At 70.3% G+C, this 23,489-nt stretch carries 30 protein-coding genes and 1 pseudogene; 16 read left to right on the plus strand and 15 right to left on the minus strand.

The annotated features are described in order from the left end of the window. The first annotated feature begins 35 nt into the window (after positions 1–35). Genes G4G29_RS18705 through G4G29_RS18715 form a run of 3 tightly spaced genes read left to right on the plus strand, consistent with a single transcriptional unit; the run spans position 36 to position 1,603 of the window. Positions 36–848 (plus strand): HAD-IIA family hydrolase, encoded by an 813-nt coding sequence (locus tag G4G29_RS18705; RefSeq protein ID WP_021198233.1) that lies wholly within the window; start codon positions 36–38, stop codon positions 846–848. Positions 849–851: 3 nt separating this feature from the next. Then, on the plus strand, positions 852–1,430 hold the full coding sequence (locus G4G29_RS18710) for a YdeI/OmpD-associated family protein (protein ID WP_183151164.1): 579 nt from the start codon (positions 852–854) through the stop codon (positions 1,428–1,430). After that, complete coding sequence (locus G4G29_RS18715) at positions 1,427–1,603, plus strand: hypothetical protein (protein ID WP_183151165.1); 177 nt, start codon at positions 1,427–1,429, stop codon at positions 1,601–1,603. Before G4G29_RS18710 ends, G4G29_RS18715 begins: the two co-directional genes overlap by 4 nt. Here G4G29_RS18715 and G4G29_RS18720 read toward each other — a convergent pair. The 10 genes and pseudogenes from G4G29_RS18720 to G4G29_RS18760 form a co-directional block, all read right to left on the minus strand. Beyond that, positions 1,600–3,229 (minus strand): annotated as a pseudogene (locus tag G4G29_RS18720) (ABC transporter ATP-binding protein). The gene G4G29_RS18715 and the pseudogene G4G29_RS18720 sit on opposite strands and share 4 nt — an antisense overlap. Continuing rightward, entirely contained in the window at positions 3,226–3,774 is a 549-nt protein-coding gene (locus G4G29_RS18725; RefSeq protein ID WP_345941190.1) for a serine hydrolase, read from the minus strand. The pseudogene G4G29_RS18720 and the gene G4G29_RS18725 overlap by 4 nt, the downstream one beginning before the upstream one ends. Further along, entirely contained in the window at positions 3,666–4,313 is a 648-nt protein-coding gene (locus G4G29_RS18730) for a serine hydrolase domain-containing protein (protein WP_274601253.1), read from the minus strand. The genes G4G29_RS18725 and G4G29_RS18730 overlap by 109 nt, the downstream gene beginning before the upstream one ends. Before the next feature lie 36 nt (positions 4,314–4,349). Next, complete coding sequence (locus G4G29_RS18735; RefSeq protein WP_183151168.1) at positions 4,350–4,853, minus strand: GNAT family N-acetyltransferase; 504 nt, start codon at positions 4,851–4,853, stop codon at positions 4,350–4,352. After that, positions 4,850–5,587: an anhydro-N-acetylmuramic acid kinase gene (locus G4G29_RS23010; RefSeq protein WP_244632196.1), complete on the minus strand. Its 738-nt coding sequence runs from the start codon at positions 5,585–5,587 to the stop codon at positions 4,850–4,852. The genes G4G29_RS18735 and G4G29_RS23010 overlap by 4 nt, the downstream gene beginning before the upstream one ends. Then, the gene (locus tag G4G29_RS23015) at positions 5,530–6,039 is read right to left on the minus strand and encodes an anhydro-N-acetylmuramic acid kinase (protein WP_244632197.1); all 510 of its coding nucleotides are present in this window, start codon (positions 6,037–6,039) and stop codon (positions 5,530–5,532) included. Before G4G29_RS23015 ends, G4G29_RS23010 begins: the two co-directional genes overlap by 58 nt. Then, the gene (gene murQ, locus G4G29_RS18745) at positions 6,039–6,944 is read right to left on the minus strand and encodes an N-acetylmuramic acid 6-phosphate etherase (protein WP_183151169.1); all 906 of its coding nucleotides are present in this window, start codon (positions 6,942–6,944) and stop codon (positions 6,039–6,041) included. Before murQ ends, G4G29_RS23015 begins: the two co-directional genes overlap by 1 nt. Continuing rightward, a complete protein-coding gene (locus G4G29_RS18750; RefSeq protein WP_183151170.1) occupies positions 6,941–7,828 on the minus strand; it encodes an ABC transporter permease in 888 nt (295 codons plus the stop codon). Before G4G29_RS18750 ends, murQ begins: the two co-directional genes overlap by 4 nt. Next, positions 7,825–8,796, minus strand: coding sequence for an ABC transporter permease (locus G4G29_RS18755; protein WP_183151171.1), 972 nt, complete (start codon positions 8,794–8,796; stop codon positions 7,825–7,827). The genes G4G29_RS18750 and G4G29_RS18755 overlap by 4 nt, the downstream gene beginning before the upstream one ends. 65 nt (positions 8,797–8,861) lie before the next feature. Beyond that, a complete protein-coding gene (locus G4G29_RS18760) occupies positions 8,862–10,409 on the minus strand; it encodes an ABC transporter substrate-binding protein (RefSeq protein ID WP_183151172.1) in 1,548 nt (515 codons plus the stop codon). A gap of 166 nt (positions 10,410–10,575) precedes the next feature. Between G4G29_RS18760 and G4G29_RS18765 the strand changes: the two genes are divergently transcribed. The 5 genes from G4G29_RS18765 to G4G29_RS18785 all read left to right on the plus strand — a co-directional run bounded on the left by G4G29_RS18765 (position 10,576) and on the right by G4G29_RS18785 (position 13,055). Continuing rightward, positions 10,576–11,478 (plus strand): MurR/RpiR family transcriptional regulator, encoded by a 903-nt coding sequence (locus tag G4G29_RS18765; RefSeq protein WP_183151173.1) that lies wholly within the window; start codon positions 10,576–10,578, stop codon positions 11,476–11,478. After that, positions 11,475–11,663: a hypothetical protein gene (locus tag G4G29_RS18770; RefSeq protein ID WP_183151174.1), complete on the plus strand. Its 189-nt coding sequence runs from the start codon at positions 11,475–11,477 to the stop codon at positions 11,661–11,663. Before G4G29_RS18765 ends, G4G29_RS18770 begins: the two co-directional genes overlap by 4 nt. Continuing rightward, positions 11,663–12,172, plus strand: a complete 510-nt coding sequence (locus G4G29_RS18775; RefSeq protein ID WP_183151175.1) for a hypothetical protein — start codon at positions 11,663–11,665, stop codon at positions 12,170–12,172. The genes G4G29_RS18770 and G4G29_RS18775 overlap by 1 nt, the downstream gene beginning before the upstream one ends. After that, positions 12,097–12,666, plus strand: a complete 570-nt coding sequence (locus tag G4G29_RS18780; protein ID WP_183151176.1) for a hypothetical protein — start codon at positions 12,097–12,099, stop codon at positions 12,664–12,666. Before G4G29_RS18775 ends, G4G29_RS18780 begins: the two co-directional genes overlap by 76 nt. A gap of 119 nt (positions 12,667–12,785) precedes the next feature. Then, positions 12,786–13,055 carry a hypothetical protein gene (locus G4G29_RS18785; protein ID WP_183151177.1) on the plus strand — a complete coding sequence of 90 codons (270 nt, stop codon included), beginning with the start codon at positions 12,786–12,788 and terminating at the stop codon, positions 13,053–13,055. A gap of 22 nt (positions 13,056–13,077) precedes the next feature. Here G4G29_RS18785 and G4G29_RS18790 read toward each other — a convergent pair whose 3' ends face one another. After that, positions 13,078–13,983, minus strand: coding sequence for an ROK family protein (locus tag G4G29_RS18790; protein ID WP_183151178.1), 906 nt, complete (start codon positions 13,981–13,983; stop codon positions 13,078–13,080). Further along, on the minus strand, positions 13,980–14,540 hold the full coding sequence (pyrE, locus tag G4G29_RS18795) for an orotate phosphoribosyltransferase (protein ID WP_183151179.1): 561 nt from the start codon (positions 14,538–14,540) through the stop codon (positions 13,980–13,982). The genes G4G29_RS18790 and pyrE overlap by 4 nt, the downstream gene beginning before the upstream one ends. Positions 14,541–14,577: 37 nt before the next feature. Here pyrE and G4G29_RS18800 point away from each other — a divergent pair, with 37 nt between their 5' ends. Both G4G29_RS18800 and G4G29_RS18805 read left to right on the plus strand, forming a co-directional pair. After that, positions 14,578–15,438, plus strand: a complete 861-nt coding sequence (locus G4G29_RS18800; protein WP_183151180.1) for an exodeoxyribonuclease III — start codon at positions 14,578–14,580, stop codon at positions 15,436–15,438. Positions 15,439–15,449: 11 nt separating this feature from the next. Beyond that, on the plus strand, positions 15,450–16,262 hold the full coding sequence (locus tag G4G29_RS18805; RefSeq protein WP_183151181.1) for an HAD family hydrolase: 813 nt from the start codon (positions 15,450–15,452) through the stop codon (positions 16,260–16,262). Positions 16,263–16,302: 40 nt separating this feature from the next. On the opposite strand, the gene G4G29_RS24295 is transcribed toward G4G29_RS18805, so the two are convergent. From G4G29_RS24295 to G4G29_RS18820, 3 genes are all read right to left on the minus strand, one after another. Further along, entirely contained in the window at positions 16,303–16,644 is a 342-nt protein-coding gene (locus G4G29_RS24295) for a dihydrofolate reductase family protein (protein ID WP_309491603.1), read from the minus strand. A gap of 304 nt (positions 16,645–16,948) precedes the next feature. Beyond that, the gene (locus G4G29_RS18815) at positions 16,949–17,641 is read right to left on the minus strand and encodes a helix-turn-helix domain-containing protein (protein ID WP_183151182.1); all 693 of its coding nucleotides are present in this window, start codon (positions 17,639–17,641) and stop codon (positions 16,949–16,951) included. 1 nt (position 17,642) lies between these two features. After that, on the minus strand, positions 17,643–18,080 hold the full coding sequence (locus G4G29_RS18820) for a VOC family protein (RefSeq protein ID WP_183151183.1): 438 nt from the start codon (positions 18,078–18,080) through the stop codon (positions 17,643–17,645). Between the two features lie 125 nt (positions 18,081–18,205). Here G4G29_RS18820 and G4G29_RS18825 point away from each other — a divergent pair, with 125 nt between their 5' ends. The 6 genes from G4G29_RS18825 to G4G29_RS18850 all read left to right on the plus strand — a co-directional run bounded on the left by G4G29_RS18825 (position 18,206) and on the right by G4G29_RS18850 (position 23,423). Continuing rightward, complete coding sequence (locus G4G29_RS18825) at positions 18,206–19,471, plus strand: sensor histidine kinase (RefSeq protein WP_183151184.1); 1,266 nt, start codon at positions 18,206–18,208, stop codon at positions 19,469–19,471. Next, positions 19,468–19,866 carry a response regulator transcription factor gene (locus G4G29_RS24300; protein WP_244632198.1) on the plus strand — a complete coding sequence of 133 codons (399 nt, stop codon included), beginning with the start codon at positions 19,468–19,470 and terminating at the stop codon, positions 19,864–19,866. The genes G4G29_RS18825 and G4G29_RS24300 overlap by 4 nt, the downstream gene beginning before the upstream one ends. Before the next feature lie 121 nt (positions 19,867–19,987). Beyond that, entirely contained in the window at positions 19,988–20,152 is a 165-nt protein-coding gene (locus tag G4G29_RS24305; protein ID WP_183151185.1) for a LuxR C-terminal-related transcriptional regulator, read from the plus strand. 36 nt (positions 20,153–20,188) lie between these two features. Continuing rightward, on the plus strand, positions 20,189–21,361 hold the full coding sequence (locus G4G29_RS18840) for a benzoate/H(+) symporter BenE family transporter (protein WP_183151186.1): 1,173 nt from the start codon (positions 20,189–20,191) through the stop codon (positions 21,359–21,361). Positions 21,362–21,453: 92 nt separating this feature from the next. Further along, the gene (locus G4G29_RS18845; protein WP_183152896.1) at positions 21,454–22,338 is read left to right on the plus strand and encodes an ATP-binding cassette domain-containing protein; all 885 of its coding nucleotides are present in this window, start codon (positions 21,454–21,456) and stop codon (positions 22,336–22,338) included. After that, the gene (locus G4G29_RS18850) at positions 22,335–23,423 is read left to right on the plus strand and encodes an ABC transporter permease (protein ID WP_183151187.1); all 1,089 of its coding nucleotides are present in this window, start codon (positions 22,335–22,337) and stop codon (positions 23,421–23,423) included. Before G4G29_RS18845 ends, G4G29_RS18850 begins: the two co-directional genes overlap by 4 nt. Positions 23,424–23,489: the final 66 nt, after the last annotated feature.

Raw genomic sequence — 23,489 nt, forward strand, 5'->3', positions numbered from 1 at the left:
AGGCGCGCGTCACCCCCGGCCTCTAGGCTGTGCACATGGCACAACGAGACGACATCGAATGCTGGCTCACCGACATGGACGGCGTGCTCGTCCATGAGAACGACGCCATCCCCGGAGCGTCCGAGCTGCTCGCCGGGTGGGAGAGCGCGGGCATCCCCTATCTGGTGCTCACCAACAACTCGATCTTCACGGCGCGCGATCTGTCGGCACGCCTCCGCATCAGCGGACTGCACGTGCCGGAGGAGCGCATCTGGACCTCGGCTCTCGCGACGGCCGACTTCCTGAAGCAGCAGCTGCCCGGCGGTTCGGCCTTCGTGATCGGCGAGGCCGGCATCCTCACGGCTCTGCACGACGCGGGCTTCATCATGACCGAGACGAACCCCGACTTCGTGGTCGTCGGCGAGACGCGCAACTACTCGTTCGAGGCGATCACCAAAGCGATCCGCCTCATCATCGGCGGGGCGCGCTTCATCGTCACGAACCCGGACGCCACGGGCCCGAGCACCGACGGACCACTGCCGGCGACCGGCGCCATCGCCGCCCTCATCACGAAGGCCACGGGCAAGGAGCCGTATGTGGTGGGCAAGCCGAATCCGATGATGTTCCGCTCGGCGCTGAACAAGATCGGCGCGCACTCGAAGCGCACCGGCATGATCGGCGACCGCATGGACACCGACGTCGTGGCCGGCATCGAGGCGGGCCTGCACACCGTGCTCGTGCTCACCGGCATCAGCGACCAGGCCGAGATCGAGAAGTACCCGTTCCGCCCCGACGAGATCGTGCAGTCGGTGGCCGACCTGCTGCCGCGGATCACCGAGACGATCACGACGGTGAAGACGAAGAAGTAGGCCGTGGGCGCACTCGACGACGGCGAACGACTCCGGGCGGCGGATGCCACGGCCTGGCGCGCCTGGCTCGAGGCGAATCACGAACGGGCGGCGGGTGTCTGGCTGCTCAGCGTGCGCGGCGCCTCCGACGGGGTCGGCTACGAGGATGCCGTGCGGCAGGCGCTGTGCTTCGGATGGATCGACGGCCCGGTGCGGGTGTTCGGCGACGGGACGGACGAGCGCGCCAACGGACAGTGGTTCTCCCCGCGCCGACCGGGCAGCGGTTGGGCCGCGACGAACAAGGCCCGCATCGCGGAACTCGCGGCGGAAGGGTCGCTGGCTCCGGCCGGCATCCGCGCGCTCGAGGCCGCGAAGGCGAACGGCTCCTGGACGGTGCTCGACGGGCCGGAGGCCGGCATCGAACCGGAGGAGCTGACGACCGCCCTCGATGCCGTGCCCGCCGCACGTGAGAACTGGGACGCTTTTCCGAAGTCGGTCAAGAAGTTCGGACTCACCCAGATCGCGATGGCCAAGCGGGCGGAGACCAGAGCGGCCCGCGTCGCGAAGATCGTGGCGGATGCCGCGGAAGGGAAGCGCCCATGAGCCAGAGCGACCTGCTGTTCCTGGTGATGTTCCTGATCCTGCTCAGCTCGCTGACCGTGTTCATCGTGCAGTTCGTGCGGTCCCGCCGTCGCCGCGGACCGGACGAGGGTGCGGGCGACGGGCGTGCGGGCTGGTGGGAAGGCCCCTGGGACGACGACGACCGACGGCGTTAGCCCGCGAGTGACGCCCCGGGGATCGCGGCGAGCAGCTCCCGCGTGTACGGATGCTGCGGGTCGTCGAAGATGCGCTCGGGGGTGCCGCTCTCGACCACGACGCCGCGCTGCATGACGTGCACCTCGTCGGAGATCATGCGCACGACGGCGAGGTCGTGGCTGATGAACAGGTAGCTCAGGCCCAGACGGCGCTGCAGGTCGGCGAGCAGGTCGAGGATCTGCGCCTGCACCAGCACGTCGAGCGCGGACACCGCCTCGTCGAGCACCACGAGTTCGGGCTCGAGCGCGAGCGCGCGGGCGATCGCCACACGCTGACGCTGCCCTCCCGACAGCTCATGAGGAAGTCGCTCGGCCATCGCCGCAGGCAGCGCGACCTGCTCCAGAAGCTCGAGCACCCGCGAGCGTCGTGTCGCCGTGGAGCCGATGCGGTGCACGCGCAGAGGTTCGGTGATCGACTGCTCGACCGTGTAACGCGGGTCGAGCGATGCGTACGGGTTCTGGAACACCGGCTGCACGCGGCGACGCAGGGCGAACAGCTCCTTGCGGCGGAGCGTGGTCAGGTCGACGCCGTCGAAGAGGATCGAGCCCGAGGTGGCGTCTTCGAGACCGAGCACCATGTTCGCCGTCGTGGACTTGCCCGAACCCGACTCGCCGACGATCGACACCGTGGTCCCCCGGCGGATCTCGAAGCTCACTCCGTCGACGGCCGTGAATGTCTGGGGCTCCCCCGCCTTGGGTGCGCGGAGGGCGAACTCCTTGCGCAGGTCGCGGATCTCCACGAACGGCGTCCCGGTCGCTGCCTCGCGCTGCGGGAGGGCGTCCCGGCGCGAGGCGAGGCTCGGCGCGGCGGCGAGCAGCTGCTTCGTGTACTCGTGCTGCGGATTGCCGAGAACCTCGGCCGACGTGCCCTCCTCGACGATGTGACCGCGGAACATCACCACGATGCGGTCGGCGCGCTCTGCGGCGAGCGCCAGGTCGTGGGTGATGAGGAAGACCGCGGTGCCGAGTTCGTCGGTGAGCGCGTCGAGCTGGTCGAGGATGCGCCGCTGCACGGTCACGTCGAGGGCCGAGGTGGGCTCGTCGGCGATCAGCAGGCGCGGCTTGCAGGCGAGGCCCATCGCGATCAGCACGCGCTGGCGCATACCGCCGGAGAACTCGTGCGGGTACTGGTGCGCCCGCTGCGCGGCATCCGCGATCCCCACCATCTCCAACAGCTCGACGACCCGCGCCTTCGTGGCGTCGCCGTGGGTGTGGCCGTGCACCTCGAGCGCCTCGCCGATTTGCTCACCCACGCGCATGAGCGGGTTGAGGTTCGACATCGGGTCTTGCGGCACGAGACCGATCCCCGCCCCGCGCAGCGAGACCATGGCGTTCTCCGGGAGCTCGGTCAGCTCGCGCCCGTCGAAGCGGATGCTGCCGGCGGTGATCACGCCGTTCTCGGGCAGCAGTCGGTTGACCGCCGCCGCCGTGGTCGACTTGCCCGACCCCGACTCCCCCCACGATCGCGACGGTCTCGCCCGCGGCGACGTCGATGGTGATGTCACTGATCGCCGTGACCAGCTCGGAACCGGTCCGGAAGGCGACGGCGAGGCCGCTGATGCTCAGCACGGGCTCGGTGGTGCTCATGATGTTCTCGTTCCTTCATTGTCACGGAGTGCCTGGTCACCGGCGGATGTCGGGGCGCCGCCCAGGAGTGCGGGCAGCGCCGTGCGCCACAGCGCCTCGGTCGGCGCGGGTTCGGGCGCGAAGAGGCGGTTGGTCAGCAGGACGGCGGCGGTACCGGTGCCCTGGACGATGCCGAGGGCGCAGCCGGTGTAGCCGGGGTGCCAGAGCAGCCGAGTCTGCCGACCGGCGACGGCGACGCTGTCGCTGCGCCACCCGAGGGCCTGCCCCGCGTCGGGCCCGTCGCGGAAAAGCTCCGCCACGACCTCCGAGCGCCACAGCTCGGGGTGTGTTTCGGGGGCGGCGAGCGCGGCGCCGAGGGTGAGCAGGTCGTCGGCGGTGCTGAAGAGTCCCGCATGACCGGAGACGCCGCCGAGCGCGTGGAAGCAGTTGCCGTCGTTCACGCTTCCGGTGACCTCGCCCTCACGCCAGGCGAAGTCGCGGTCGGCCGTGAGGATCGGGTACGGCTCGCCCGTCGCGACCATCCGACGTTCGGCCGCGTCACCGATGCCGGAGGACGCCACAGGCCGGGCGACCGGACCGTACCCGGTGCGGGCGAGCCCGAGGGTGCCGTGACGAGCTCGCGGACGGCAGCGTCCAGGGGTGTTCCGGTGACGACCGCGATGATGCGGCCGAGGAGCATGAAGCCGAGGTCGGAGTAGTGGCGCCCCTCATCGAGCCCGTAGCGCAGCGGGACCGCGTCGATCGCGTCGGCCGGATCGAGGTGCTCGCGGTCGAGGTACAGCGGCTGCCACTCCCAGAGCCCCGCACGATGCTGCAGCAGGTGACGCACGGTCGTCCCCGCCGCGCACGGGGTGCCGGGCAGGAAGCGCTCGACCGGATCGTCGAAGTCGAGGTCCCCACGGCTGACCAGCCGCAGGATCACGGTCGTGGTCGCCGCGACCTTCGACACCGAGGCGATGTCGAACGCGGTCGCGGTGGTCATCGGCGTTCCCGCGAGGTCGGCGAAGCCGCCGGCTGCGAGGTCGCGTCCGGCCGTGGTCACCACTCCCGCGACGGCACCTCGGGGCGCGGAGGTGCTCGCCAGGACGGCGGCGACGGCCGCGACGGCGCTCCCCGGCGCTCATGCCCACTCCTTGCGCATGCGCTGCTCGGGTTCACCGAACTCCGGCTGCGTGCGGGTCGCCCCGTCGGGGTGCCAGCCCTTGGCCTCGTAGAAGCCGATCGATGGCAGGTTGGCCGCGAACACCCAGAGCGTCGCGGCGCCGGCTCCGACCTCGCGCAGCGCCTCGGTCGCACGCGACAGCAGCGCGCCGCCGATACCGCCGCCGTGCGCTCGTGGCGAGACGTAGAGCGAGTGCACGGCACCGTCGATGCCGCCCTCCGCGCCGTCGGTCGACGCATACCGGGTGATCCCGACGATCACGCCGTCCCGTTCCGCGACGAGCACCGTCCCGTCGGAAGAGGTCAGCACCCGACGCCACAGCGTCTCGGCGCGTTCGTCCGTCATCGCCTCGACGGCCGCATCCGGCAGCACACCTCGGTAGCTCTCACGCCAGCACGCGAGGAACACCTCGAGCACCCCGGACAGGTCGTCCGGGGTGGCGCGGCGCACCTGGAGGTTCACGATGCCGCGGCCTCCGTGAGCACGAGTGAGTCGACCGAGGCGACCGGCTCCGGCATCTGCAGCGGACCGGCACCCGGGGTGATGGTTCCGAGGATGCGTGGCTCGCGCGCTCCGGTGCCGCCGGGGACGATCGCGGGAACGCCGTGCATCGTGGACCAGCCGATCAGCGCCAGGAGGATGGCTTCCTTGCTGTCGGCCGGAGCCCCCAGCTCGTCGGCCAGCACGACCTCGGTCGCGGGGAGCGCGGCACGGAGCCCGTCGAGGATCAGCGGGTTGCGGCATCCGCCACCTGACACGGCGAGGAATCCGATGCTCGCGGCGTCCACGTCTCGCGCAACCGTGCGCACCGTGAGCTCGGTGAGCGTGCGCACGACATCGGCGACCGCGATCTCCCGCCCCTGCGCGGCGAGGTGCTCGTGCACGTAGCCGAGGTGGAAGTGCTCCTTGCCGGTGCTCTTGGGCGGGGTGAGGGCGTAGTACGGGTCGTCGAGGAGCGCATCGAGCAGCGCCTCGTCGACCGTGCCGGTGCGGGCGATCGCGGCATCGTCGTCGTAGCCGAGCGGGTTGAGGTCGTGTTCGACGATGACCGCATCGACCAGCGCGTTCGCGGGGCCGATGTCGTACGCGACCAGGCCGTCCTCGCGCACGACGGTCATGTTCGAGATGCCGCCGAGGTTCAACGCCGCCGTGACTCCGGCACGCCCGCGGAGAAGCAGCTCGTCGAGGAACGACACGAGGGGGCGCCGTGCCCACCCACGGTGATGTCGCGGATGCGGATGTCGGACACCACGGGCGCGCCGACCTTCTCGGCGATCCACGCCGGCTGCCCGATCTGCAGGGTGCCGAGCGCATGTGCGCCGTCGACCCAGTGGTACACGGTCTGTCCGTGCGAGCACACCGCGTCGACACCGCCGACCTCTGCCGCGATGTCGGCCGCGACCTCGGCGAACGCCTGCCCGATGAGGGTGTCGAGCTCGGCCACCTCCGCGAGCGTCGTCTGCGCGGGCGGCAGTGCGGCGACCAGCCGAGCCCGCAGCTCGGGAGCGTACGGCACGCTCGTCGCCGCGAGGACCGTGCCGCGCAGGTCGACACCGTGTGCGGTGAAGCCCCCGCTGGTCGCGAAGTCGACGACGGCCGCGTCGATCCCGTCGTGCGAGGTGCCGGAGATCAGTCCGAGGACGCGCATCAGTTCTCCTCCAGAGCGGCGCGCAGCCGACCACCGGCCGCGTCGAGTCGAGTGGTGGCCGCGGCGAGGTCCTCACCGCGGCGGATCATGATCGACGCGAGCTTCACGTCGTAAGCGGCCGTCTCCAGCGCAGCCACCGCCGCGTCGCGGTCGGCATCCGCGATGGTCTGCACCATCCGGATGGCGCGCTCACGGAGCTTGTGGTTCGTCGCCTTCACGTCGACCATCAGGTTGCCGTAGGCCTTGCCGCCCCGCACCATCAAGATGGTCGAGAACATGTTGAGCACGAGCTTCTGCGCCGTGCCCGACTTGAGGCGCGTCGACCCGGACAGCACCTCGGGGCCGACCTCGACCTCGATCCCGTGCTCCGCGGCCGCACTGAGCGCGGTGCCGACGTTGCAGGAGAGCCCGATGCTGAGCGCGCCGAGCTCGCGCGCCCGGCGGACCGCCGCGATCACGTACGGCGTGCGTCCGCTCGAGGCGATCCCGATCACGGTGTCGAGTGGTCCGATCCCCGCGTCGTCGATGGCTGCGGCCCCCGCGTCCGCGTCGTCTTCCGCACCCTCGACCGGGTTCACGATCGCGCCAGGCCCGCCGGCCATGATCGCGAACACCAGTTCCGGCGGGGTGCTGAACGTGGGAGGGCACTCCGAGGCGTCGAGCACGCCGATACGTCCGGGCGTTCCCGCGCCGACGTAGACCAGGCGCCCGCCCTGCGCCATACGCGCGGCGGTCGCCTCGATCGCCGGGACGATCTGCGGCAGTGCGCGCTGCACGGCGGCCGGCACCGTGGCATCCGCCTCGTTCATGGTCTGCGCGAGTTCGGCGACGCTCATCTGGTCGAGACGGGCGTACCGGGGGTCGCTGGACTCCGTGGCGAGTCCGCCGAGATCCTCCATGGTCATCGCTTTCCTCTGTTCCGGGGGTCGAGACTGTCGCGCAGGCCGTCACCGAGCAGGTTCAAGCCGACCACGAGGAGCACCACGATCACGCCGGGCGCGATCATGGTCCATGGCGCGATCGTCACGAGGGTGCGCGCCTCGAAGATCATCGAGCCGAGCGACGGCGCGGGCGGAGGGGTGCCGAGGCCGAGGAAGCTCAGCGAGGCCTCGGTGAGCACGGCCCACGACAGCGACAACGTGACCTGCACGATGATGATCGACGTGATGTTCGGCAGCACATGCCGGAACATGGTCGCCATGCGACTCTGCCCCGTGCTCTTGGCGGCCTTGACGTACTCCACCTCGCGCAGCGACAGCACGGGCCCGCGGGTGACGCGGATGAAGATCGGCACGTAGACGATCGCGATCGCGACGGCGATCGTGAACCAGTTCCGGTCGAAGACCGAGGCCAGCGACAGGGCGAGCAGCAGAGGCGGGAAGGCGAACAGCACATTCGTGACCGCGGTGATCGCACCGTCGGAGATACCGCGGTAGAAGCCGGCGATGAGTCCGCAGACGGTGCCGACGACGGTGGCGAACGCGACCGCGACGAGCGAGATCAGCGCGGAGTTCGCGACACCGGCGGCCACGCGCGAGAAGACGTCGCGGCCGAACTGATCGGTGCCGAACCAGTGCACGCCCGACGGCGGCTGGAGGCGTGACGGCGGGTCCTGGGCGAGCGGATCGAACGGCAGCAGCCCGAACGCCGAGATGAGGCTGAGCACCCCGAGCAGGATCACGATGATGAGGCCGGCGAGGCCGCTGCGGCTGCGCAGCAGGAGGCGCACGCGCTCCATGGTGCGCCCACCGCCGGGGGCGATGGTCGGGGTCTGAGAGATGTCGGTCATGCGGCACGCACCCGAGGATCGATGACCCGGTACAGCAGGTCGGTGAGCAGATTGACGATGACGAAGGCGAGCGCGATCACGAGGACGGTGCTCTGCACGAGCGCGTACTCCTTCTGCTGGATGCCCAGCAGGACCTGTCGTCCGATGCCGGGGAGCGAGAAGATCTGCTCCACCACGACGGCGCCGCCGAGCAGGTAACCGAACTGCAAGCCGGTCATCGTGACGATGGGCACGAGCGCGTTGCCCAGCACATGGCGCACCTGCAGGCGGCGAGGCGGGACGCCCTTGGCCTTCGCGGTGCGGATGAAGTCGTTGGCGCGGATCTCCAGCACCGCGGTGCGGGTCGTGCGCATGATGGGCGCGGCGATGCCGAAGCCGAGCACGATCGACGGCAGCAGCATCTGCTGCAGGTTCAGCAGCGGGTCCTCGAACAGGGTGACGTACCCCTGACCGTTCGGGTTGAACCCGAACGACGAGGCGAGAACCGCCAGCAGCGCGGTGCCGAGGAGGAACGCGGGGATCGAGAGGCCGGCGAGTCCGACCACCTGGCCGACGCCGTCGCGGACCGAGTCGGGCTTCGAGGCGGAGAGCATGCCGAGCGGGATGCCGATCGCGAGCGCGATCACGATCGAGAAGATCGCGAGCTCGAACGTGACGGGGAGGGCGGCGAGCGTCAGGTCGAGCACGCTCGTCTGCGCGCGGGAGGAGAAGCCGAGGTTTCCCGTGAAGATGTTGCCCAGCCAGGAGAAGAACTGCACGAAGAGGGGCTGGTCGAGGCCGTAGTACGCCTCGAGGGCCGCACGCTGGGCGGGGGTGAGCGCTGCCGCCTCGGTACCGAGACCGGAGCTGATCTGGTCGCCGGGGATGGCGCGCAGCATCAGGAAGACGAAGATGGCGACGCCGAGGAGCGTGCCGAGTGCTGCGAGGATGCGTCGCAGCACGCTGTTGCGGAGGAGCTGTCTGAACATGCGAGTGTGTGGTGCCTGTCGTCGGGGAACGAGGGGGTGCGGGGTGCCCGCACCCCCTCGATCCGCTACTTGATGGAGGTGGTCCGCAGGTACTGCAGCGAGCCGTTCACCATCGGGACGAAGCCGTCGACGTTCGACGCCGTCGCGGTGTACGTGTAGCTCGTGAACAGCCAGATCCACGCCGCGTTGTCCTCGAGGTTCTCGGAGACCTGCGCGTAGATGTCCTTGCGCTTGTCGGGGTCGGCCGTCTGGCGTCCCTCGGCGAACAGCGCGTCGAGCTCGGGCGACGAGTAGCCGGCGACCTTGTTCAGGTTTCCGGTGCTGGTGAAGTAGCGCCCGTACATGCCGTCGGGGTCGGGCCGACCGCCGTTGAGCGCCACGGCGGCGTCGAAGTCGGCGGCGATCCAGCGGTCGACGAACGCGCCGGACTCGAGGACCTCGAGCTCGAGGGTGATGCCCGCGTCGGCGAGCTGCGCCTTGAGGTTCTGGGCCTCGTTCACCGAGGTGGCGTACTCGCCCTGCGACACGATCGTCTTGATCGTGACGCCGTCTTCCTTGCCCGCCTTCTTCAGGTAGTCGGCGGCCTTGTCGAGGTCGCGCTCGGGGCAGGGGCGCGCGTCGGGGTCGGACTTGTAGGCCGGGGAGGTGATGGGTCCGGTGACCTCGCCCTCGCCGAGCGCTGCGGTGTCGAGCACCTCCTGGCGGTCGATGGCGCACTGGATCGCGAGGCGGACGTTGACGTCGGTCAGGTCTCCGCGCGTGGCGTTCAGCTGCAGCGCGTGGTAGCTGAGCTGCGGGGTGGTCGCGACCTCGACGTTCGCACCCTCGGCGGTCTGCGCGACCAGCGGGTCGTCGAACACGGCCAGCTGCACGTTGCCCGACTGCATGGCCGAGACGATCGACGACTCGTCGGGGATCACCCGGAACTCCACAGTGTCGAGCAGTGCGGCGTCGCCCCAGTAGTCCTCGTTCTTGGCGAGGGTGATCGACTGGCTGGCCTTGCGGTCGTCGAGGATGAAGGGGCCGGTGCCGTTCGGCGTGGTGTTCAGCGCCTCTTCGGTGTCGTCGGAAGACAGCATCGCCATGTTGATCACGGCGAGGTTGGCGGGGAGCGCGGCGTCGGGGGCGCTCAGCGCGAGGGTCACGGTCGTCGCGTCGGTGGCCTCGACTGCGGTGACCGAGGCGAGCGAGCTGCTCGCGACGGCGGCGGTGGCCTCGGCGGCGATCGCGTCGAGCGAGTACTTGACGTCCTCGGAGTCGAACGCGCTGCCGTCGGCGAACGTCACGCCCTCGCGGAGGTGGAAGGTCACGGTCAGACCGTCGTCGGAGACGTCCCACGACTCGGCGAGACCGGGAACGACGTTGAGCTCCTCGTCGAACTCGGTCAGCGTGCCGTACAGGTTCTGCAGCACGTTGACGGCCTGGAACTGCGTGGCCTTCCACGGGAACAGGGTGTCGGGGTCACTGGTCACGCCGATGACGAGGTCGCCGCCTGCGGCGCCCTCCGCCGGCTTCGGGTCGGACGCGGGTGCGGAACAACCGGTGATGACGAGCGCCAATGCGACGCCCGTGGCGGTGAGAGCGCCGAATGACGCCCGCCGTGCTGTGCTCATGCTGATTCCTCCTGGCTGGGGACCGCGTCGCCCTGGGTCGGTTCCGGCGATGCTGCCCGAACGTCCCACGAACATCCTCGGTCTGGGTTGGTACCAAAAGTACACGAAGGTCGCTTCTGATGTAACGGAAGTTCCTCTACTGTTATGAACACCGAACGGAGAACACATGTCCCCTGACGCCGCCCGCGACGACGCCGGCGCGCATCCCGTGCTCGTGCGCATGCGTGCCATCCGCCCCGAGCTGCGCCCGAGCGAGCAGCGCATCGCCGACCTGTTCCTCGCGGACCCGGCAGGAACCGCCGGGCTCTCGATCGCCGAGCTCGCCCAGCGCTGCGACACCTCGACGACCTCCGTCGTGCGCTTCTGCAAGCGTCTCGGCTACGAGCATGTGCGGGAATTGCGCAACCACGTGCTGCGCGACGTCGAGCGGGAGACCTTCGACACCGCGGCGCTCCCCGCCGTCTCGGGAGACATCGACCGCAACGACACCCTGACCGACATCGTCGCGAAGGTCTCGCTCGCCGAGACCCTCTCGCTCGCCGACACCGCCAAGGTGCTCGACGTCGAGTCGCTGCGGGCCTCGGTCGACGCGATCACCTCCTCGACCAGGGTCGACATCTTCGGCGTCGGCGCCAGCTCCATCGTGGGACTCGACCTGCAGCGCAAGCTCACCCGGATCGGGCGCACGGCCCTGGAGTGGTCCGACCCGCACGCCGCGTGGACATCGGCTGCGACCCTCGGACCAGGGAACGTCGCGATCGCCGTGTCCCACAGCGGGGCGACCACCGACACGATCGAGTTCCTGATGCTCGCACGCAGCGCCGGGGCGACGACGATCGCGATCACGAACCATGCGGGAGCGCCGCTGGCCGCCCAGGCCGACATCGTGCTCACGACCGCAGCGCGCGAGACGGGCTTCCGCTCGGGTGCGCTCGGCAGTCGGATCGCGCAGCTCATGGTGGTCGACTGCATCTTCATCGGCGTGGCGCAGTCGAACTACGACCGCTCGATGGAGGCGCTGCGCGACACGTTCGCCGCGGTGCACAGGGAGCGGACGGCGGGGGCGTGATCCCGGACGCCGGGCGTGCGCGAGCGGGACTGTTCAGCGCATTCGCGGGCCTCGGCGTCACCGCGGCGCTCGTGCCGGCCGTGCTCCCCGCGGCGGAGCGCTCGATCGATGCCGATCTCAGCTCGGCCGTGCCCGTGCTGTTCGCCGGACTCCTGATCGGCGTGCTCACCTCGAGCCCCTCCTGATGCGCCGCCCGCCGCAGGTCGCCCTGATCCTCGGCGGCGCGCTCCAGGCGGCGGCCATCGTCGGGGTGGCACTCGCCGCGACCCCTGCGGTGTTCATCGCGGCCGCGGCCGTCGCCGGATTCGGCTTCGGACTCGTCGAGGCGTCGGGATCCGTGGCGGCCAAGTCGGTCGCCGTCGGCAGCGCGACCGGTCTGCTCAGCGCCCTCCTCGGCACCGTCGCCGTGTGCGCCGCGGTCACCCCGCTCGTCGTCGCCCTCGGTTCCGGCGTCCGCCCGGCGCTCGGCATCCTGGCCCTGGTGCCGCTCGTCTCCGTCGCGGTGTTCTCGGTCGCGATGTTCTCGGTCGCGGTGTTCTCCGACCCGATGTTCTCCACCTCGGCGCCCGCGGCGGCCCGCACCGAGGCCCCTCTCGTCGCGACGCCCGCGGACTGCTCGTGCTGCTTCCGTTCGCGGTGGCGCTCCCGCTCTACGTCGGCGTCGAGACCGTGCTGTCCGGGTGGTCGGCGGTGATCCCCGGCCGGATTCTCGCGGTCGATCCTGGCATCGCTGCCCTGGGCACCTCGGCGTTCTGGACCCTGATGGCACTCGGCCGCTTCGGCGCGGCGACGCTGCGCCGCCTCGCCGTGCCGCCCACGCGGATCCTCACGACCGCCACGTGCGTCGCCGCCGTCCTGATGGCGGCGGCTGGACTCCTCGTCGACCGGGCCCCCGGCTGGGCACTGGGCTCCCTGGCCGCCGTCGTCGTGCTCCTCGCTCCCAGTTACGGCCTCATCCTCGGCCTCGCGCTGGACCGCCTCGATCCGGCCCGCAGCGCGGCCGTGACGGGAGCGCTCGTCGCCTGCGGCGCGGTCGGCGGCACTGCCATCCCCACGCTGATCCTCCTGATCGGTCGGGATCCGGCGTCGGAGACGACCTTCCTGGTCGCGGCCGCACTGTGCGCGCTCGTCCCACTGCTGGTGTTGGTCGCCGCACGACCTCCCCGACCTGCGGCCGTACCGCGCTGACATCCCCTGCACATCTGCCGACAGTCGCGACCTTCACACAGATGCTGGAATACCGGCGCTCGCACCGGCGCGGGCGGCGTACCGTCGATGACACACCCATCCGCAGCAAGGAGCCGCCCGTGTCCACCGAGGTCCTCACGATCGTCGTCAGCGCCATCGGCGTCGTGCTCACCCTCGGCACCAGTCTGTTCACCGCGGGGGCATGGCTGGTGCGCCGCATCGACGACCGCATCGACGCCGTCGACGAGAAGCTCAGCAGCCGCATCGATGCGCTCGACGAGAAGCTCAGCACTCGAATCGACGCTGTGGCCGCCGACGTCACCGACCTCAAGATCTCCGTCGCGCGCCTCGAAGGACCGCCGCGGCACCTGCTCACCGCGAGCCGCTGAACCCGCTTCCGCGAAGGAGCCCCTACCGCAAGACGAGAGCGGCGGCGCCGATGAGCGGACCCTCATCGGCCAAGCCCGAGCGCACGACGCGGGTGCGACGCGAGTACTCGTGGACCGCGCTGGCGGTGAGCGCTTCCTGCACGAGGTCGATGTAGTCGGGTGACACCCGAGAGAAACCGCCGCCGATCGCCACGACGTCGAGGTCGACGAGGGTCGCAGCATCGGCGAGCGCCTCACCCACGGCACGGGCCGAGCGCTCGATCGCCGCCCGAGCCAGACGATCGCCGGCCGCTGCATCCCTGGCCAGGTCTTCGCCCGTCGTCGCGCCGCCCCACCCCTGCTGCTGCGCCCACGCGGCACTCGCCGGTCCTGAGGCGATCTCCTCGAGGGTCAGGCCGCCCTCTCGACGCACCTGCCCGAGGTGCCCCGCGTTGCCCGTGGCGCCGGGGATATAGGCGCCGTTCACGACGAAGCCGCCGCCCACCCCGGTCGAGACGACGATCGAGAGCGAGGCGCCGGCGCCCTGCGTCGCACCGAGCCAGGATTCGGCGAGCGCGAGCGCCCCGCCGTCGTGGCCGAGCCGGGTCGGGAGGGTACGTCCGAGAATGGCTGACGCCGCTGCGCGCACCGCATCGACGAGGCCGTACCCGCGGGCGAGGGGCATGTTGACGGGGGTGATGGAGCCGGCGATCCGGTCGACCGGTCCCGCGCTGCCCACTCCGGCTCCCACGAGCTCGGCGTCGACAGGCAGCGCGCCGAGCGCGTGCTCCACGATCGCGACGACGGCGGCATCGAGCGACGCGGCGGTCGCCGCCCGCCCTGTGGCCTGCCGGCTGCGGCTGCGGTCGACGAGCACCCCGTGCTCGTCGACGAGCGCGGCCTCCATCTTGGTCCCGCCGATGTCGACGGCGAGGGCGTACCGCGTCACTGCGGGTCGAGCCCGAGGTCGTCGAGATCGAACGCGGCGCGCCATTCCAGTCCCTCGGCTTCGATCGCGGCCTGCGCTCCCGTCTTCCGGTCGACGATCACCGCGACCGCGACGACCTCGGCGCCTTCCTTGCGCAGGGCCTCGACGGCCTTGAGCGCCGACTGTCCGGTGGTCGAGGTGTCTTCGAGCACGACGACACGCTTGCCCTTGACGTCGGCGCCCTCGATCTGGCGGCCACGGCCGTGGTCCTTGGGCTCCTTGCGCACGACGAACGCGTCCAGCGGGCGCTCGGCGGCCACCGAGGCATGCAGCACGGAGTTCGCGATCGGGTCGGCGCCGAGGGTCAGCCCGCCGACGGCCACGACGTCGAGGTCGCCGATCAGGTCGAGCATGATGCGGCCGATCGCGGGGGCGGCCCGGTGATCGAGCGTGAGCTTGCGCATGTCGACGTAATACGTCGCCTTCTTGCCGCTGGAGAGGGTGAAGTCGCCGTGGAACACCGCCTCGTCCGTGATGAGGTCGAGAAGGGTCTGGCGGTCTGCGTCGAGTGCGGTCACGGCATCCAGTGTAGGAGGCACGCCCTAGGCTTGACGCATGCGCTTGGCCACCTGGAACGTCAACTCCATCCGCACCCGCGTCACCCGCACCGTCGAGTTCGCCGTCCGAGAGGATATCGACGTGCTGGCGATGCAGGAGATCAAGTGCAAGCCGGAGCAGTTCCCCTACGGTCCGTTCGAAGAGGCCGGCTACCACGTCGAGGTGCACGGACTCAATCAATGGAACGGCGTCGCTATCGCGAGCCGGCTGCCCATCACCGACGTGCGCACGGCGTTCGACGGCATGCCGGGGTTCGCGAAGGGGCATGAGGGCCCCGACGCGCCGCTCGAGGCGCGCGCCCTCGGCGTGATGGTCGACGGCGTACGCGTGTGGAGCCTGTACGTCCCCAACGGCCGTTCGCTCGACGACCCCCACTACCTCTACAAGCTGCACTGGCTGGAGCAGCTGAAGAAGTCCACGGCTGCCGAGCTCTCGGCGAACCCCGATCTTCCGCTCGCTCTGGTCGGCGACTTCAACATCATCCCGTTCGACCACGACAACGGCGACCCCGACATCGTGGTGGGCCGTTCGACCCATGTCTCACCGCCGGAGCGCGAGGCGTTCTTCGCGTTCCAGGATGCGGGTGTGACCGATGTCGTGCGCCCGCTGCTCCCCGAGGGATACACCTACTGGGACTACCAACGGCTGAAGTTCCCCCGCAACGAGGGCATCCGCATCGACTTCGTCCTGGGCTCGCGCACCCTGGCCGAGGCTGTGACCGGCGCCTCGATCCACCGCGACGAGCGCAAGGGCGAGCAGCCCAGCGACCACGTCCCCGTGGTCGTCGACCTGGATGGCCGTCGTCTGGGAACGGGCGGCCCCGCGGAAGACGACGACCTCCCGATGATCTTCTCCTGAACGTTGCTCCCATGACGGTGCGGCTGATCGCCACCGATCTCGACGGAACGCTGCTCGACTCCTCGTCCGGGGTCTCGGTGCGCACGAGGTCGGCGCTCGACGCCGCCCGTGACCGCGGCATCCATGTCGTGCCCGTGACCGCTCGGCAACCCATCGGTCTGCGCGCGATCGCGGCTGATGCGGCTTTCGACGGCTGGGCGCTCTGCAGCAACGGGGCCTACGCCGTCCACCTCGTCGACGGACGGATGCTGTTCGCAGAAGAGCTCCCGGCCGACACGATCCGCACGCTCGCCGACGCGTTGCGGGCGAGCATCCCCGGCCTGCTGTTCGCGAGCGTTCGGGAGGGCGGCGAGACGTTCGTCGCCCAGCACGGCTACGCCGAGATCGCCGACGTCTCCGACCACAAGCGAGACCCCGAGACCATGGGCGGCGTGCCGCTCGATCGACAGGTGCTCTCCGCGCCGAGCCTGAAGCTCGTCATCCGGCATCCCGAACTCGCACCCCCGACTCTGTTCGAGGCGCTGCGCTCACTCGGACTCACGGGTTTCGAGGCCACCCTGTCGGGGGCGCCGTTCGTCGAGGTGATGGCGGAGGGCGTCACGAAGGCCACCGGCCTCGCCCGCCTCTGCGATCACCTCGGCATCGACCGCGCCGAGGTGATCGCTTTCGGCGATGCCCTCAACGACGTGGAGATGCTCCGGTGGGCCGGCCGCGGCGTGGCGATGGCGCATGCGGCAACCCTCGTCCAGGATGCTGCCGACGAGACCACCTCCTCGAACGACGAGGATGGCGTGGCGAGGGTGATCGAGCGACTGCTCGGCTGACACCGGCTCGACCGCGAAGGTCGAACCGCGCCCTGACACCTCAGCCGAACGTCCCGACCTCGGGTACTCGATCCGTTCTCCCGTAGCGCAGCAGCGTCACGCCTTCGTCGTCGGTGATCGGCAGCTCGAGCAGACGCAGCACGGACGGCAGGGCACTGTCGGCGAAGACCTTCTTCCCCGCGCCGAGCAGGATCGGATACACCCAGAGGTTCAGCTGGTCGAAGAGTCCCTCGGCCAGCAGCGTGTGCACGAAGTCGATGCTGCCGATCACGTGGACTTCGCTGTGCGCGGCGCGCATCGCGGCGATCTCGGCCGCGAGGTCGGCGCCGACGCGGGTGCTTCCCGCCCAGTCGAGGGCCAGGTCGTCGTCGCGTGTCGCCACGTATTTCGGCACCCGGTTGAAGAGCGTGCCGATGTCGCCGGACTCCCCTCGGTGTGGTGCGGCCAGTAGGAGGCGAAGATGTCGTAGGTCCGACGACCGAGGAGCAACGCATCCAGCCCGCGCATGCCCTTCTCGATCTCGGGGCCGACGCCGGAGGAGGGATACCCCGCCTGCCAGCCGCTGAAACGGAACCCGCCCGAGGGGTCTTCGTCGATGCCGCCGGGCCCCTGTGCGACCCCGTCGAGCGTCAGGAAGAGGTCGATCAGGATGCGGCCGCGCGTGGCGTGCTGCGTGCTGTCAGTGCTCATGTCGTGCTCCCTACAGTCATCCGTGCGATGTGGAACGTGGTCGAGAAGGCGTCGAGCCAGGAGTCCTCTCCGCGGACCACCGCGACGACATCCTGCGCGAGCGCCTCGGCCGCGGTGAGGTCTCCGCCGATCAGGTGACGGATGCCGGGACCGGCGACGATCACGGCGTCCGGGTCCCCCTCGGGGAGTCGTCCGCCGACGGGCGGCGCGGGAGGGGCGAGCTGGGCGATGCGGAGTCCGCCGTCGCGCACGGACGCGCGCAACGCCACGTCGCCCACGTGGAGTTCGTACTCGCCGTCTGTCGCCGCATCCGCCTGGAACGCCGTGCGCAGTGCCATGGTGAGCGAGTCCGGGGTGACCACGTCGCCCTCTTCGGGGTCGCCCATCGCCTGGAATCCCCAGCGGCCGAGGGCGAGCATGATCGGCTCGAACGAGCGCCCGTACGGGGTGAGCTCGTACACGAGGCCGCAGTTCAGCAGCGGAACCCGGCGCACGACGCCGCCCTCCTGCAGCTCCTTCAGCCGCGTGGAGAGGATGTTGGTGGGGATGCGCGGCAGGCCCTGCTTGAGGTCGGTGTACCGACGGGGACCGACGAGCAGATCGCGCACGATGAGCAGCCCCCACCGTTCCCCGATCAGCTCGACGGCGGTCGTCACGCCGCAGTACTGGCCGTAGCTGCGCGCCGCCATGTCAGGCCGACGTCGCCTGATCCGCCACGTGGTCCGGCCCGTTCTCGACGGCCTCGGGGGTCATGTAGAGGAAGCCGAGGGAGTTGCCGTCGGGGTCATCGAGGTCGCGCGAGTACATGAAGCCGTAATCCTGCACGGGCTTGGGTTCGGTGCCGCCTGCGGCGAGGCCCTTGGCGAGGATCGCATCGACCTCCTCGCGGGAATCCCGGCTGAAGGCGACCGACACCTGGACGATCTCGTTCGGGTCGGCGATGGGCTTGTCTGTGAAGGTCGCGAAGAACTCGCGCTTGAGGACCATGAAGTAGATGTCCTCGCTCCACACGATGCAGGCGGCGTTCTCGTCGGTGAACTGCGGGCTGATGTCGCAGCCCAGCGCCGTGTAGAACGCCTTGGCGCGCTCGAGGTCGCTGGTGGGCAGGTTGACGAAGACCTTGGTCATGATGACTCCTTTGTCCGGTGTTCTGCGCTCATGCTTGCAAATAACAACCATGCTTGTCAATAGCAAGTAACCGATCCGTCGCCAGGGGGATGCCTCGACCCGCGCACCCGCCCTACGGTGGAGAGATGCCCGCCGTCCCGTTCACCCGCACGCCGACCGAGCGCGAGCGCCGGGCGGATGTCATCCTCGCCGCCGTCATGTTCGTCGGTGCGGTGCTGAGCGCGGGGCTGTCCTCGATCGCAGAGATCTACGGGGAAGAGCAGGCACCGCTGTGGTGGGCGCTCGTCTACGCTGTCGTCGCCACCGTCCCCCTGGCTTTCCGCAGGCGCTGGCCGGGGACCGCCGCCGTGATCGTGGCCGCGGCGTACTTCACGGCCGTCACGATCCGCGTCCCCGAGATCTATGTGGGCAACATCGTGATGTTCCTCACGCTGTACACGGTCGGGGCGTGGATGAACGACCGTCGCCGCGCGATGCTCGTTCGGGTCGGCATCATCCTGGGCATGTTCGTGTGGTTGATCATCACGATGTACCGCGACGCGATCAGCGAGGCCGACAAAGCCGACGTCGCCGCCGGAGCCATGTCGCCGTACGTCGCCTTCATGCTCATCCAACTGCTGCTGAATGTGCTGTACTTCGGCGGCGCCTACTACTTCGGTGAGCGCTCCTGGGCCGCGGCTGCGCAGCTGGCGGTGCTCGAGCAGCGCACCGTCGAGCTCGAGCGCGAGCGCGAGGTCACCGCGGCTCAGGCCGTCGCCCTCGACCGCGTGCGCATCGCGCGCGAACTGCACGACGTCGTCGCGCACCACGTGTCGGTCATGGGCGTGCAGGCGGGCGCCGCGCGACTCGTGCTCGAGCGCGACCCCGCCGAAGCCGCCCGCATCCTCTCCGGCGTCGAGGGTTCGGCGCGCGACGCGATCCACGAGCTCCGCCAACTGCTGGAGACCCTGCGCACGCCGGGCGGCGAGACGACGGACGCGGCGTCGACCCTCGCGCTCGACGACATCGCCGACCTCGCCGATGCCTCCACCGAGGCGGGGCTGCCCACGGACTACGCGGTGATCGGCGAGCCGGTGCCCGTGCCGTCGCTGGTCGCGGTGAACCTGTACCGGATCGCCCAGGAGTCGCTCACGAACGCCCGCCGTCACGCCGGGAGCGGAGCGACGGCCGACGTGCGCGTGCGGTACGACGACGACGGCGTCGAACTCGAGATCGTCAACACCGGACGCGCGATCACCCAACTCCGCCCGGGGCTCGGGCAGTTGGGCATGCGGGCGCGCGCCGCGGCATCCGGAGGCACGCTCGAGGTGTCGCCGCGGCCGCTGGGCGGGATGCGCGTGCGCGCGCGGGTGCCACTCCCGGCCCCGGCAGGATCGGCGGCGGATCGATGAGCGCCCCGATCCGCGTCCTGCTGGTCGACGACCATGCGCTGCTGCGCGCCGGCTTCCGGACGATCCTCGACACCCAGCCCGACATCACGGTGATCGGCGAGGCGTCGTCGGGCGCGGAGGCCGTGGCCAAGGCATCGGCGCTCCGCCCCGACGTGATCACGATGGACGTGCAGATGCCCGATATGGACGGCATCGAGGCGACCAGGCTCCTCGTCGCCGACCCCGCGGTCGGCGCGGCCATCGCGATCGTGACCACGTTCGATCGCGACGACTACCTGTACCAGGCACTGGATGCGGGGGCGAGTGGGTTCCTGCTCAAGAACGCCGGAGCGGAGGATCTGATCGCCGCCGTCCGGGCCCTCGCCGCGGGCGACGGGATGCTCGCCCCGAGGTGACCCGCCGTGTGCTGGCTCGGTTCGCCGCGACGCCCGCTGCGCCACCTCCGGGGCACCCGTCGACCGCGGCCCCGCGCCGAAGGTCGCGCTCGCCGAGCCGCTCACCGAGCGCGAGACCGAGGTGCTGACCCTGCTGGCCGATGCCCGCAGCAACGCCGAGATCGCCAAGGCGCTGTTCATCGGCGAGGCCACGGTCAAGACGCATGTGTCACGCATCCTCCAGAAGCTCGGCGCACGGGATCGGGTGCAGGCGGTCGTGCTCGCGCATCGCATGGGCCTCGCGTGACCACCCGCCTCCGCCCGCCGCGATAGCCTCGGATCCATGCCAGACGCCGCCCCGCTGTCCCGTCCGATCCTGGCGGGGGTGGTCACGGCACTCGTCGGCTTCACGAGTTCGTTCGCGGTCGTGCTCACCGGACTCGACGCGGTCGGGGCCGACGCCGCGCAGGCGGCCAGCGGTCTCCTCGCGGCGAGCCTCACGATGGGACTCGCGTGCGTGGTGCTGGCGTGGCGGTACCGGATGCCGATCACGGTCGCGTGGTCCACACCCGGCGCGGCCCTCCTCGTGGCGACCGGGACCGTCGAGGGCGGATGGCCCGCCGCGGTCGGGGCCTTTCTCGTCACGGCCGCGCTCATCCTGCTCACCGCGCTGTGGCCCGCGCTGGGCTCTCTGATCGCCCGCATCCCACCGTCGATCGCGCAGGCGATGCTCGCCGGTGTCCTGCTGCCGCTGTGCCTGACGCCGATCACGGGCATCGTCGCCAACCCGTGGGGCGTGGTCCCTGTCGTGCTGACCTGGCTGGTGTTCACACGACTCGCGCCGCGCTGGGCGGTGCCGCTGGCGTTCGTCGCCGCGGCGGTGGTGGTCGCGGTCTCGCTGATCGTCGACGGCGCCTCGTTCGACCCGGCGCTCCTGCTGCCGGGCTTCTCGTTCACGGCGCCGACGTTCACGGTGGGCGCGCTGGTCGGCCTCGCCGTACCGCTGTTCATCGTGACCATGGCCTCGCAGAACGTGCCGGGCATCGCCATCATGCGCAGCTTCGGATACGAGGTGCCCTGGCGGCCGGCGATGCTGGTCACCGGACTGGGCACCGCGCTCGGGGCCACAGCCGGCGGGCACGCCATCAACCTCGCAGCGATCAGTGCCGCGCTCGCCGCATCGCCGGATGCCGACCCCGACCCGAAGCGACGGTGGGTCGCCGGGGTCTCCACCGGGGTGTCGTACCTGGTGCTGGGCGGCTTCTCGGCCGCGTTCGCCGCTCTCGTGGTGCTCGCGCCGGACGCCGTGATCCCCGCTGTCGCGGGGCTCGCCCTGTTCGCCGCGTTCGGTGCGTCCGTGCACCAGGCCATCGACGATCCCGGCGAGCGGATCCCCGCGGTCGTGACCTTCCTGGTGGCGGCATCCGGAATCTCCGTGCTCGGGGTCAGCGCCGCGTTCTGGGCTCTCGTCGCCGGACTGCTGGTGCGCACCGCGCTGCACGCCGGCCGTCGCTGACAGGAGGTCCACCGGGCGGGGGTGGGGAGTCCGCCATGCGGGGGATGCCGCGCGTCGACGCCCTGCGTAGCGTGAAAGGCATGACGACAGGAATGCTCGAACTCTCCGGCATCACCAAGAGCTACGGCTCTCGGCGCGTGCTCGACGACGTCTCCTTCACGGTCGCCCCCGGGCGACTCACGGGCTTCGTCGGCGGCAACGGCGCCGGCAAGACCACCACCATGCGGATCGTCCTGGGGCTGCTGTCCTCCGACGGCGGCCGGGTCGACCTCGACGGCGCACCGATCACCGCCGAGGACCGCCGTCGTTTCGGGTACATGCCCGAGGAGCGCGGCCTGTACCCCAAGATGAAGGTGCTCGAGCAGATCGTCTACCTCGCGCGCCTGCACGGTTTCGGCAAGCAGGACGCCGCGGACCGGGCGACCGCCCTGCTCACGGAACTCGGCCTGGGCGAGCGGCTGAACGACACGATCGAGTCGCTGTCGCTCGGAAACCAGCAGCGGGCGCAGATCGCCGCGTCGCTGGTGCACGACCCCGAGGTGCTGATCCTCGACGAGCCGTTCTCCGGCCTCGACCCGCTCGCGGTCGACGTGGTCGCTGGCGTCCTGCAGTCCAGCGCGGCGAAGGGCGCGTCGATCCTGTTCTCCTCGCACCAGCTCGATGTGGTCGAGCGTCTGTGCGACGACCTCGTCATCCTCGCCGGTGGCACGATCCGCGCGGCAGGGTCGCGTGACGGGCTTCGCGCCGAGCACGCCCGCGACCGGTACGAGCTGGTGTCGGCGGGGGATGCGGGCTGGCTGCGCACCGAGCCCGGTGTGACGGTGGTCGACTTCGAGGGCGGATACGCGCTCTTCGACGCGGACGGCGCCGAGACGGCCCAGCGCGTGCTCCAGTCCGCCGTGCAGCGTGGTGATGTCGCCAGCTTCGCCCCCAAGCATCCGTCCCTCGCCCAGATCTTCAAGGAGGTCATCCAGTGAGCACCCCCGCCCCCGTTCGCAGCTCGAACGGCATCTGGCTCGTCGCCGAGCGCGAGATCGGATCGAAGCTGCGCAGCAAGGCCTTCCTGATCTCGACCGGAATCCTCCTGATCCTCGCTCTCGCGGGCATCGTCCTCGGCGGTTTCGCGAGCAAGAACACCGACACCACGCCGATCGCCGCGACCGCGGAGACCGCGTCGGCCGTCTCCGCCATCCCGAACGTCGAAGTGACGACGGTGGCCGACGAGGCCGAAGCCGAGCAGCTCGTGCGCGACGACAAGGTCGACGCAGCCGTGCTTCCGGGCGACGGGCCTTCGGGCTACACGATCATCGCGCTGCAGGATGCTCCCGGCTCGATCGTGTCCGCCCTGTCGATCTCTCCCGAGGTCGTGATCCTGGAGCCGGCGACGACGAACCCCCTGCTGCGGTACTTCATCGCCATCGCGTTCGGACTCGTGTTCATGATGGCCGCCGCGACGTTCGGCGGGACGATCGCGCAGAGCATCGTCGAGGAGAAGCAGACCCGTGTGGTCGAGGTGCTGCTGTCGGCCATCCCCGCTCGCACGCTCCTCGCGGGCAAGGTGATCGGCAACACGGTGCTCGCGATGGGGCAGATCCTCGCGCTCGCAGCGGTGGCCACGATCGGGCTGATCGTCACAGGTCAACGCGAGGTGCTCACGACTCTCGGGGCGCCGATCATCTGGTTCGCGGTGTTCTTCCTGTTCGGCTTCATCCTGCTGGCGGCGATGTTCGCGGCTGCGGCGTCGATGGTGTCGCGCCAGGAGGACATCGGCTCCACGACCACGCCGATCACGATGCTGATCATGGCGCCGTACATCCTCGTCATCGTCTTCAACGACAACCCGCTCGTGCTGACGATCATGTCGTACGTGCCGTTCTCGGCTCCGGTCGGCATGCCGATGCGCCTCTTCGTGGGCGAGGCGCAGTGGTGGGAGCCGTTGCTGAGCCTGGTGATCCTGCTCGCGAGCTGCGTGGCCGCGATCGTCATCGGCGCGAAGATCTACGAGAACTCTCTGCTGCGCATGGGATCCCGCGTCAAGCTCAAGGACGCGCTGCGCGGCTGACGCCGGAACCGAGAAGCCCCCTGCTCCGCGTCGCGCGGACCAGGGGGCTTCGTCGTCCGACCCGGG

Source organism: Microbacterium sp. Se63.02b (genome assembly GCF_014171575.1).
Classification (GTDB): domain Bacteria; phylum Actinomycetota; class Actinomycetes; order Actinomycetales; family Microbacteriaceae; genus Microbacterium.